This is a genomic window from Vibrio sp. J2-4 (genome assembly GCF_021728155.1).
In the GTDB taxonomy this organism is placed as follows: domain Bacteria; phylum Pseudomonadota; class Gammaproteobacteria; order Enterobacterales; family Vibrionaceae; genus Vibrio; species Vibrio diabolicus.
Genome location: NZ_JAKKCN010000002.1, coordinates 812,345 through 823,050 on the forward strand (window position 1 = coordinate 812,345; position 10,706 = coordinate 823,050).

General features: G+C 44.0%; 9 protein-coding genes. 8 read left to right on the plus strand and 1 reads right to left on the minus strand.

The window, feature by feature from the left end; all coding sequences use genetic code 11:
- Nucleotides 1–13: 13 nt before the first annotated feature.
- The 6 genes from L3V32_RS09140 (at nucleotide 14) to L3V32_RS09165 (ending at nucleotide 6,295) form a co-directional block, all read left to right on the plus strand.
- Complete coding sequence (locus L3V32_RS09140) at nucleotides 14–1,147, plus strand: efflux RND transporter periplasmic adaptor subunit (RefSeq protein WP_005457947.1); 1,134 nt, start codon at nucleotides 14–16, stop codon at nucleotides 1,145–1,147.
- Nucleotides 1,140–2,411, plus strand: coding sequence for a TolC family protein (locus tag L3V32_RS09145; protein ID WP_005385783.1), 1,272 nt, complete (start codon nucleotides 1,140–1,142; stop codon nucleotides 2,409–2,411). The genes L3V32_RS09140 and L3V32_RS09145 overlap by 8 nt, the downstream gene beginning before the upstream one ends.
- Nucleotides 2,408–3,622 (plus strand): ABC transporter permease, encoded by a 1,215-nt coding sequence (locus tag L3V32_RS09150; RefSeq protein ID WP_237284146.1) that lies wholly within the window; start codon nucleotides 2,408–2,410, stop codon nucleotides 3,620–3,622. The genes L3V32_RS09145 and L3V32_RS09150 overlap by 4 nt, the downstream gene beginning before the upstream one ends.
- A gap of 2 nt (nucleotides 3,623–3,624) precedes the next feature.
- A complete protein-coding gene (locus L3V32_RS09155) occupies nucleotides 3,625–4,908 on the plus strand; it encodes an ABC transporter permease (RefSeq protein ID WP_237284147.1) in 1,284 nt (427 codons plus the stop codon).
- A 22-nt stretch (nucleotides 4,909–4,930) separates the two neighbouring features.
- Nucleotides 4,931–5,623, plus strand: a complete 693-nt coding sequence (locus tag L3V32_RS09160) for an ABC transporter ATP-binding protein (RefSeq protein WP_237284224.1) — start codon at nucleotides 4,931–4,933, stop codon at nucleotides 5,621–5,623.
- 129 nt (nucleotides 5,624–5,752) lie between these two features.
- Nucleotides 5,753–6,295 carry a hypothetical protein gene (locus L3V32_RS09165; protein ID WP_054824120.1) on the plus strand — a complete coding sequence of 181 codons (543 nt, stop codon included), beginning with the start codon at nucleotides 5,753–5,755 and terminating at the stop codon, nucleotides 6,293–6,295.
- A gap of 104 nt (nucleotides 6,296–6,399) precedes the next feature.
- Here L3V32_RS09165 and L3V32_RS09170 read toward each other — a convergent pair whose 3' ends face one another.
- Nucleotides 6,400–7,014: a PolC-type DNA polymerase III gene (locus L3V32_RS09170; RefSeq protein ID WP_237284148.1), complete on the minus strand. Its 615-nt coding sequence runs from the start codon at nucleotides 7,012–7,014 to the stop codon at nucleotides 6,400–6,402.
- Between the two features lie 738 nt (nucleotides 7,015–7,752).
- Between L3V32_RS09170 and L3V32_RS09175 the strand changes: the two genes are divergently transcribed.
- Together L3V32_RS09175 and L3V32_RS09180 are read left to right on the plus strand one after the other, a co-directional pair.
- Nucleotides 7,753–8,901, plus strand: coding sequence for a tetratricopeptide repeat protein (locus L3V32_RS09175; protein ID WP_225473331.1), 1,149 nt, complete (start codon nucleotides 7,753–7,755; stop codon nucleotides 8,899–8,901).
- A gap of 243 nt (nucleotides 8,902–9,144) precedes the next feature.
- Nucleotides 9,145–10,215, plus strand: a complete 1,071-nt coding sequence (locus tag L3V32_RS09180) for a DUF1176 domain-containing protein (protein ID WP_237284149.1) — start codon at nucleotides 9,145–9,147, stop codon at nucleotides 10,213–10,215.
- The last annotated feature ends 491 nt before the right edge of the window (nucleotides 10,216–10,706 follow it).

The following is a 10,706-nucleotide window of genomic DNA, read 5'->3' on the forward strand; positions in this document are numbered from 1 at the left end:
GTTGGAATAAATAATGACGAAACGTTGGCTTGTCTCCGCTGTGAGCATTGCGCTGCTCGGTGGTGGTACGTATTTCTATCTCCAATCTGCCGCTCAACCAGAATTGCTGCCTACATTGATTGTGGAAAAAGGTACGATTGAAAAACAAGCTGTGGCTGTTGGTAAAATTGTCCCTGCACACTCTGTGTCTATCAAGTCACAAATCGACGGTATCGTCGGTGAAGTGTACGCGAAAGTTGGTGAAAAGGTGAAGCAAGGCCAGCCGCTGATCAAAGTGCGTCCAAACCCAACTCCCCAAGCATTAACGGATGCATCGGCAGAACTCATGCGTAGCGAAGCCGATCTGGAATCCGCCAAACAAAAACTGTCCAACTTAGAAAGCTTGGTCAAGCAGGACATTATTCCAAGTAACTACGACGAATACGTAAGTGCGCGCTCGGCAGTCAAATCTGCGCAAGCGGACGTATTGCAAAAGCGCCAGAATCTCGAACTCATCCGCAGTGGTGAGGCGTCTATCGGTGATGCACGTTTAACGTCGACGATCTACGCGCCAATTGATGGCACGGTACTCAACCAGAAAGTAGAGGTCGGAGAGCCGATCATCTCGACTCAATCAAGCCAAGCTGCGACTGAAATGATGTCATTGGCCGACATGAACAGTCTGATTTTTAAAGGTAGCGTCAGTGAGCATGATGCTGCGCAGTTGTCTCCGGGAATGCCCGTTATGTTGACGGTTGCGCCTTATCCTGATGTGGCGATTTCTGGTGTGCTAACCAAAGTGGCGATTCAATCTGAGAACCTTAACTCACCAGAAGGCAACGCTTCGGCAAAAAGTTTTGATAACGGTTTTGAGGTTGAAGTGGGAGAACTCAAGATCCCACAAGATGTGTTGCTTCGTTCTGGTTTTTCATCGACGGCTCAAATCATTCTGAAGAAGTCTGAAAACGTGCTCACTCTACCGGAGCGCGCTCTGCAATTTGATGGTGACGCACCGAATGTTCTGATCCCCGACAGCTCAGAACAAGGGTTTCATAAACAACCTGTGAAACTCGGTCTGTCAGATGGCATCAATGTCGAAGTGCTTGACGGCGTGGAGCTTGATGAAGAGGTTATCGACAACAGCATGATGGGGGCGGCGCATGGTTAAGCTGCAACGATCAACAATCGCCTTTGCATTGTTGGCTGCCACGCTCAGTTTGCCGACCTACGCAATTTCTATTGAACAAGCTTGGCAACAAGCAAAGCAGAACGATCCAAATTACGAAAAAGCGAAAATCGGCGTCCAGCTTGGCGAGGTTGGCGTACAGAGTAGCCGCAGTGCGTTACTGCCGGGTTTAAGTGCCAGTGCGTCAGCGGATTGGAATGAGTCCTCAAGCCATTCCAACAGTTACGGCGCGACCTTATCTCAAACTATTTGGGATAGCAGTTTGTGGTCGGAACTGGATCAAGCGAATGCCAATTATCTCAAAGCACAGTTAGAGCTATCTCAATCGCATAACGAGCTTGCGCAGAAGTTGCTCACCGCTTACCTAGATGTGGCAAGCGCACAGGGCGACCTCAAATTGGCGCAGTCCAAGCTGGAGGAGGGTAAGGAACTTCTCAACATCATTGAGAAACGCTATCGAGCAGGCAAAGTGAAGTCGGTTGATGTTGAAGAGATGCGAGCGAATCAAGTCTCTGAGCAAGCAAGTATCCTCAATGCAAAAGCCGATCTCGAAGTGAAAAAAGCAGAGCTTGCGGCGTTAATTAATCAAATGCCGGAGAGTGTCGACCAAATTCGAACGGATTCTTTAATTCAGCCTCCGATGCTGGTGGACTCTCAGGAGCAATGGCTAAAGCTGGCGAAAGACAGCAGTCCAGAGCTGCTGGTGGCGGCGCAGATGGTGAAAGCGAGCGAGTTCGCGAAAGATTCAGCTAAAGGTGGATACTACCCGACCGTCAAAGGCAGTGTGGGCTACAGCGATGGTGACAGTCGTTCAAACGGCGAGTTTAACGCTGGGATTAGTTTGAGTTTGCCGATTGACCTCAATGGTGCAGTGCGAGCGAAAGTGGACGAAGCATCGTTGAACATTTTAAGCGCCAAGCAAGATATGCGTAGAGTGGAAATTGATATTCAGAAACGAGTTATTCAGCAGTTTACGCAGGTCGATATCAACTGGAATCAAGTTTTGATAGCGAACGAGCTGGTTGAGTCGCGCGCCAGAGTGTTGCAAAGCAAAGAGAAACTTTACGACGCTGGCCTGCTTGAAGTGTCGGAAGTTATCAGCGCACACAACAGCTTGTTTGAGGCGAAAAACAGTCTGCAAACCAACTTGTACAGCTACTGGCGTAAGAGAATCGGCTTACTGCAAACCGCAGGGAAACTCGATGACGATACCATGGCGTTGATCTCTCGAGCTTTTCATTCATGAGCAGTCTATTGCAACAAACTTGGCAAACGTTGATGGCGCATCGCATGAAGAGCGTGCTAGCCATTATCGCGATTGCTTGGGGCGTGATCTCTGTGGTGGTGTTAATCGCACTTGGCGAAGGCTTTTATCGCCATCAGACCCAGTCGTTTTCATTTATGATCAACAATGTGCAAGTGGTGTTTCCGTCGAGTACCAGCAAACCGTGGCAAGGGTTACCTTCAAGACGACAAATTGATATTCCACAAGAAAAAGTCGACATGATCAAACAGTCAGGCTTCGTGCAACAGGCGTCGAGCGTTTACGCCAAATGGGATGCGAATATCACCAATCTCAAAGGACAGAACTTATCGAGTACGGTCAGCGGTATTGATACGTCTTACTTTCCTTTAATGCAACGCAAGCTGCAATCCGGTTCGAGAAACCTGTCACCAAGTGATATGGACAACCACACTCGCGTGGCGGTGTTAGGCGATCAAATTGCGCAAATGGGCGGAATCCAAATCGGAGATAGGCTCAAAGTCAACGGCATTCCGTTTTTGGTGATTGGGATAACCGTAGGTGAGGACACTGGCATTTCATTCGGCGATAGCCGCACGGTTTTCATTCCTCAAACAACGTACCGCGATTTGTGGGATGCGAAACCTTGGATGATATTGATGAAGCCGAGAGAAGGGATGGATGCATCGTCATTTCGACAAAATATCGTGAACTTTTTCGCCAAGCAGCTTCATTTTGACCCAAGTGATAAAGATGCGGTCGAATTACCCGATTTTAGTGAAGGTGCGGCGGTCATCAGTGGAATTTTGCGTGGCATTCAGATTTTTCTCGGAGCGAGCGGCGCGATGACCATGGCGGTCGGTGCGCTTGGCGTTGCCAACATCATGTTTTTATCTGTCACGGAGCGCACGCGTGAAATCGGTGTGCGTTTGGCGATCGGGGCGACTCAAAAATCCATACTCAGTCAGTTTATTCTTGAAGGGCTTATTTTGGTAGCCGTGGGCACGGCATTAGGTCTGATGTTTTCGTATGCAGTGGTATCTGTCTTAAGCAGCATGGCATTACCGGAATGGATTGGTTTACCTGTGATCACGCCAGATTCCATTGCTTGGTCTTTACTTGTGACGCTTATCTTGGCATTGATGGCGTCGTATTTCCCAGCAAGGCGAGCATCGCGTCTCACGCCAGTCATTGCTTTGAGTGCGAGGGCTTAGTCATGTTGTTACCGATGAGACAAATTTTCCAAGAAATGGCCGCAGAAAAGCTGAGATTGGGTTTGACCATTCTGGCTGTAGCGTGGGCGACCCTCTGTATCGCTGCTATGTTGGCGGTAGGTGAGGGTATTCGTCAGGGCGTATTGAAAACCGCACAAAATGGTAACGGCAACTTGATCTATTTGACCGGAGGGATGGCCACCGTCGACCACGGTGCTTTCCACCAAGGTAAGTTTCTGACATTAAAAATGGACGATTCAGAGATCGTTCGAGCGTTACCCGATGTAAAAAGTGTTGCGCCAACTGCGAAGTGGAAAGAGCGTATCACCGTTGGTGACAGAAGCTCGTGGCAAGAGCCGTTAGCGGTCACGAGCGAGTTTCAATCCATGACCAATTTGGTGCCGATGGTGGGGGGACGATGGTTAAATCCACTCGATCAAAAAGAGACGCGCAAAGTCGTTGTACTGGGTTATGAACTGGCAGCCGACTTATTCAACCCGAATGAGGACTTTAGTTGGTTTGCGACAGTCACATTGCAAGTCAACCCTGTGGGGAAAAAGGTAAAAATCGGCAATGAGGAGTTCACCGTTGTGGGCGTATTGGAGAAAAACAGCGCCCAAATAGAACAGGGGGATCTTATCAACTATTCCAGCTTTGTGCCGTTAGCGACGTGGAAACGATTTCATGTCAACGGTGAAATTGGTGGCATCAATGTGCAGCCACAAGCGGATGCAGACCGAGAAGCCTTAGCAAAGACGATCAGGCAAGTGATTGCCCGTAAACACGGGGCAAGTGTCAGTGATGAACAGGTCGTCCAAGTCGATGATATGTTCCTTAAGCAAAAGAGTATGCAGCAATTTCTGATAGGTTTGCAGAGTTTTCTTGGCATTATCGGCTTCGTTACGTTAGCTGTTGCTGGCGTTGGCATTGCCAATGTGATGTATGCCACCGTAAAGCGATCTACGCGTGATATCGGTGTGCGCATGGCAGTCGGTGCAACCCCAACAGCAATTCGCATGCACTATTTAGTGCAGTCTTTATTGACAATGATGATGGGGGGCGCGCTTGGGTTAGCCGTGACGTACGCGCTGGTGTCTGCCATCAGTTCCATTCCTTTAGAGGGCAATGCCTTTTATGAACAATTGGGTAAACCTGTCCCTGAGTTGTCGTGGGTCGTTGTCGCGATTGTCATCCTCACCTTAGTGATCATTGGTGTGGCATCTGCATGGTTACCTGCAAACCGAGCCGCAAAAGTCAGTCCGTTGGAGGCGCTACAAAGTGAATAACAACAATAACTCTGGAGAGAACATGTCGAACAAGCCGCTTGTTGAGCTGACCAACATCTGTAAATACTACTCAAGCGGGGAGGCGGAAGTTCGCGCGCTAGACGGCGTTGACTTAACCATTAATCAAGGCGAGTTTCTTTCGATTCTTGGCCCGTCCGGTTCAGGCAAATCAACGTTGATGAACATGCTCGGCTGTTTAGATAAACCCACCGATGGCGAGTACCAACTTGGCGGCCAAAACGTCGCAAGTTTAAGTGCGAATGACCTGGCTGGCATTCGTAACCAAAAGATCGGATTTGTCTTCCAAAGCTTTAACTTATTGGAATACGCGACGGCGCTTGATAACGTGGCACTGCCGTTGGTTTACTCTGGTATCAAAGCCAAAGAACGTCGCCAGCGCGCAGCTAAATTGCTAGAGCAAGTCGGGCTAGGGGATCGTTTAGACCATAAACCAAACCAGCTTTCTGGTGGTCAAAAGCAGAGAGTTGCGATTGCAAGAGCCTTGGTCAACGATCCGCAAATCATCTTAGCGGATGAACCAACGGGTGCATTGGATTCAAAATCCGGCGCAGAGATTGAAGCCTTGTTCAATCAACTTCACGCTGAAGGCAGAACATTGATCATCGTGACGCACGATAACGCCCTCGCAGAACGCACCAAACGCATCATCACGATCAAAGATGGTAAGGTGATTTCGGATTGGGTGCCGGAGTGATATCTACAGTTTGGAACTTTACTAAAATAAAGATAATTTACCTATGAAAATGGTTACTTTGGAAGTGGTGTTTTAGTCATCTTTGTTTAGAATTTACATCTCAATTTTAAACAAGGCTGTAATATTGTAATGCATATCAATCACGCACTTTATAGAAGTGAAAAATATAGCGATGAACCAATAGAAGAGATCCTTTCTCGGTTAAACAATACTGATTATTTTTATTTGAATGAGAGTAACCCTAGTGAAGGTGCTTACTTGACTAAGAAAAAGAAAAATATCTTAATAGTAAAAAGAAAAACTTCTCGAAGTTCTGAAGCACATCAAGACCGGTTATTCAATGATCGTGAGTTTATAAACTCCAGCTCAATTGTTGCAGGGCGAGAGATTGGCGGCGAGCTTCGATGTAAACTAGAACAAGATAAAAATAAAACGAAAATAACGTACTCTTGGTATCCTGATGAGTTTGTTCAAAAGTTTTGTTATGCATTTATTGTTCTGGCTTTTTTAATGTCAGCCCTTAAATTTACTCCTGGTGATTACGATGTTATTTGGAATCTATTGAAAGCTGTTTTGATATTTTCAGTTCCAAGTTTATTACAAATGATTTACCTTCCAGGTCAAATAAAGCTGGCAAACAAAATTTTGAGATTAAATAACACTAAACAGTAGTTATTAAATACATAAAAAGCGATGTTAATGTGAGCAATCGCTTTCTATATTTAATAATCCGATTCCTATCAAAAGCAATCGACTTTTGTCTATATCTCGTGTGGTTAAAACCGATTTTTAGAGAGCAACTGCTCCACTTTTCCTTTCGCTGTTTTACTTACCGTCTGCATAAACTTAAAGCTTGGCGCTGCGATGCCCGATTGCTCAAGCTCTTCTACCATCAGCAGCCACAGTTTTGCTGTTACCTGTGCATCGGCTAACGCGCGGTGGAATACACCGTCGTTTTCGATGTTCTTATAACGAACCAACTCACCCTGCTTGTGTGATGGCGCATCTTGAATAAGGCGTCTTGCTACCAATAAAGAACACGCGAACTCACCAGAGTAGCCGCAGTCGATTCGCTCCAGTTCCGTATCCAGAAAGCGCTTATCAAAAGACGCGTTGTGCGCGATAAGGTTCTCACCCGCAATAAATTCACTGAACGATGCCATCACTTCATCGCAGCTCGGCGCTGTGCGCAGCATGTTATTGGTAATGCCTGTGTAGCCCTCAATAAATGAGCTAACACGAAAGCCAGGATTCATAAGTTGCTGAAAACTATCGGCCACCTCACCATCGACGATCTTAACCGCACCGATTTCAATCGCGCGATCCCCCATATTCGGAGACAGACCTGAGGTTTCAAAGTCGAGTACGACAACGGAGTTAGCTTGAGGCATGAAGTTTTCCAACTGAACAATAGGGCGCAAGAGTATCGTTGAAAGTGTGGGAAAAGGGAAGGAGGGGGAGAAGCTTTAGTAGTGAGAGAAACTTACGGAAGCTCAGTTAGACATTGAGTGTTAGATTGCCCACTAGATAAAACACCCTACAAAATCTGGTGCGTTCGTTTGCCCTCATAAAATGTAACCTAAAGCGATTCAAACTCTCACTGTGGGTGTTTGTCTGTTCAAAGTTACCTTTTTGGGTGGCGAGTTATCCTGATATCTGGTCAGCAATGATTATTCTGTGCTTTTTAATGAAACGGCACTTACCCACTTTGATCATATCTTTTAACTGGTGCAATCTTAACCATTACGCTGGTGTCCACAAATAACGTTGCAATATCATGACTTACTAAATTTGAAAAAGTTACAAATAGATATTCATAGATGTGCCGGTGGAACACCAAACACGATTGTATTTCTACCCGTTATACTTTCTAGCTCAATAGTGTTTCTTTTCTACAGAGTGTTTTTACTCAATTATATGTTGCTGACGTGATTTTGCCTGAAAAAAAGTTATCTTGCATAGTGAAACCAACACAAACACGGTCAATTTTGGGTTATCATCTACAGATGCTTACCTGTACTTAACAAGTTGAAAGAGATATAAGTAAATGTTGAAGTTCAATATTACTAATAACTATTAAGTTTGATATGAAGTTCGGAGGATTTAACCTTGGAGAAATTTAGATAACAATGAAAAAACGTGATGTTAATTTATTACAAAGAGTCATGTTTAGGCTAAAAATAACATTCAATATTATTTATAAATTACTTGTTGTTGCGTTGCCGATTGATATTCTTAAATACTTAGCGATAAAGGGGTCTAGTGTGGCTCAAATTATCTTAGCGAGACGTTACTATCATGGAAGGCGTGTTAAGTATAACAAAAAGCTAGTAGTAAATTGGTTAACGAAGGCAGCGTTGAAGGGAAGCTCGGAGGCAAAGAAAGAACTTGGCTACCTGTATTTTAGTGGTGAAAAATTTAAAAAGGATTGGCGGTTAGCTAGCAAATGGTTGACGGAAGCATATGCTGACGGAGAAGTAGATTGCGCTGCTATTTTAGGCGTAATCTATGAAGGAAACGGACACTTTCGTCGAGATTCAGCAGAAATGTTGAGATGGCACACGATTGCAGCAGAATCTGGAGATTTAGAAGCGCAAAAAACTCTTGCGGCGATTTATACCATGGAAAAAGAGTACTCTAACCCTAAAATGATGATGCATTGGCTACACAAGGCAGCAGATCAGAATGACACGGATGCAATGCTTCTTCTTGGACACACTTATCTCGATGATGACCATTACGATCTCAACGAGGCTCTTAAGTGGCTTAAGACTGCTGCCAAAAAGAAGGATCACTACGCATTAGTTTTACTTGGTGACATTTATTCATCAACTAAGTACAACGTTGTAAATTATAAAGAGGCTATTCAAAAATATTATAGCGCAGTAAAAGAAGGTTCAAGCGTTGCGATGGGGAAAATTGGGTATATGTACCAATACGGCCTGGGTTGCGATAAGAATATAGATAAAGCAATAGAGTGGTATTCATTGGGGGTTAAATACAATGACCCATATTCTCAATTTGGCTTTGCGCAATTATATCGTGATAATGAAAATGGGATGATGAATTTAATTGAAGCGTTTAAATGGTCTTACTGGGCAAAAAAAAACAAACATCCAGACGCAGAAAAACAGTTCAAAGAAATTTCTGATAAACTAACGAAAAAAGATATAGATAAAGCACTACGTTCGGCTCAGAATTATAAAGTAAAACCTGTTAAAAGTTTGGGCTTTACTCTAGGTTATAAAATGGGAGAAAAAGGTACTATATATAGGTGAATAATTATTAAAATAAGATTGCTTAATAATTTATTATGAGTTTTTATTATTGTTTGTCAATAAAGAGAAGAAAGTTAAGTCCTAAAAGATATGGAGCCATTCCTTTAGCTATTGATGAATTTGAGTAAATGACTAAATTTGTTTTCTGGTTCGCTCTAATAAATAAATATAAAATTTATGTTAATAAGAATACGGAATTTTTAATACTGGCAAATAGAAGTAGCAAGTAGCAAAGGAGGCACAATGATATATTCATTAAAACTGAACTGGAGGAATATGCTAATGCTCTGTATTAGAAGTACAATATATACATTGGGTTTGGTAGCTTTTTCTGTCAGCGCTTTTGAGGGAGAGAGTTTTCAACACAAAGATTGGTATCTAGCTTGTGATAATACAGGGACCTGCCGGGCGGCTGGCTATTCAGAAATTGGCAGTCTTAATCCTGTTGCTGTGATGTTTACTCGTAAAGCGGGGCCTGCAGCGCCAGTAACGGGCAAAGTGTATTTAGGTGATGAATCTGATTTTGACCATTGGCCTGAGCAGATAAATCTTTATATCGATGGCCTAGAGTTGGGCCCGATACAGCATGACGCCATGACATCCATGCAGGTTCAGGCCATTCTTGCAGTAGTGACTAAAGATGCACTTATTGAAATTGGTGATGGTAAAACTAAATGGGTACTGTCTGGTAGCGGTGCCAGTGCCGTGTTTCGTAAGATGGATGAATATCAGGGGCGCCAGAATACTCCGTTTGCTATTGTCGCAAAAGGTCAGGGCGCTGAGTCTAGGGTGAATCTTGCTGTGGCTATCCCAACACTTGTGAATGTTGGCGGCGATGCAATGATGAAATCACTTGAGCCAGAATCTGCCCAATATGCCAAATTGTTACCACAGCTTCGTGCTAGCTATGAGTCTAAGGGAGACAGCTCCGAGTGCCATAGGTTGTTTGAAGAAACACCGTCAATTGCTATTGCAAAGCTTAATAATGGCCAATCATTGATTGAGGCGTCCTGTTGGATGGCGGCTTATAACTATGGTTCAAGTTATTGGTTGTTGGGAGAAGGCGATGCTGCTGTGCCTAAACGTCTTAACATCTCTGGTAATGACTATTCTGACGGCATTGTTTCCTCCGCTCATAAAGGCCGAGGATTGGGGGATTGCTGGAGCTTTGAAAGCTGGTTGTTTGATGGCAAACAAATGGTTCGTGCGAGTTATGGTAATACAGGTTTGTGCCGTGGTATTGCCGCTGGAGGCATTGACTTGATGCCTATTTGGGTAAGCGAAGTGGTTACTACACAAGATTTGAATAAATAGCTATGTTTTTAAGTTACTGTTCTAGCACTTCTGCTCAGGGCCTTTTAAGGTTCTGAGTTTAAAAGCAATAATTGCTGTCTGACTCGTAACAATTCTGGTACTAAAAAACGGTAGACCCTATCACAAATACCTACGAGAAATTGTTTGTGAAGTATAAATTACATAAAACTCTTCTTGTGCGTTCCTAGCTTCGATAAGGCGTAGCTATAGTCAGATAAAAAATACATCCAATATATAATCAATTCGGTGTAAAGTTTGCGAAATCAGGAACTATACCAAAAGCTCTTTTGATGAGGTTCTTTACTCCTATTTCAACTTTTATGCCGGCTCGCCCCTCAAGCTTAATTTTGCTCGTGGTACTTTGTGGATGTGATGGTTTTAAGAGGGCTCTACCCCAAATTCGTTAGATTAAATAATCTAAAAAGTCTAAAAGCGTGTGTTTTATACTACGAAAATACTGCGATAGAATGAAACTTAACAAGATTTAAGCC

What these genes read in the sequence shown, in the direction of transcription:
- L3V32_RS09140 (WP_005457947.1), top strand. Translation starts at nt 14, where the DNA reads ATGACGAAACGTTGGCTTGTCTCCGCTGTGAGCATTGCGCTGCTCGGT.
- L3V32_RS09175 (WP_225473331.1), top strand. Translation starts at nt 7,753, where the DNA reads ATGAAAAAACGTGATGTTAATTTATTACAAAGAGTCATGTTTAGGCTA.
- L3V32_RS09170 (WP_237284148.1), bottom strand. Translation starts at nt 7,014, where the DNA reads ATGCCTCAAGCTAACTCCGTTGTCGTACTCGACTTTGAAACCTCAGGT.
- L3V32_RS09150 (WP_237284146.1), top strand. Translation starts at nt 2,408, where the DNA reads ATGAGCAGTCTATTGCAACAAACTTGGCAAACGTTGATGGCGCATCGC.
- L3V32_RS09155 (WP_237284147.1), top strand. Translation starts at nt 3,625, where the DNA reads ATGTTGTTACCGATGAGACAAATTTTCCAAGAAATGGCCGCAGAAAAG.
- L3V32_RS09165 (WP_054824120.1), top strand. Translation starts at nt 5,753, where the DNA reads ATGCATATCAATCACGCACTTTATAGAAGTGAAAAATATAGCGATGAA.
- L3V32_RS09145 (WP_005385783.1), top strand. Translation starts at nt 1,140, where the DNA reads ATGGTTAAGCTGCAACGATCAACAATCGCCTTTGCATTGTTGGCTGCC.
- L3V32_RS09180 (WP_237284149.1), top strand. Translation starts at nt 9,145, where the DNA reads ATGATATATTCATTAAAACTGAACTGGAGGAATATGCTAATGCTCTGT.
- L3V32_RS09160 (WP_237284224.1), top strand. Translation starts at nt 4,931, where the DNA reads ATGTCGAACAAGCCGCTTGTTGAGCTGACCAACATCTGTAAATACTAC.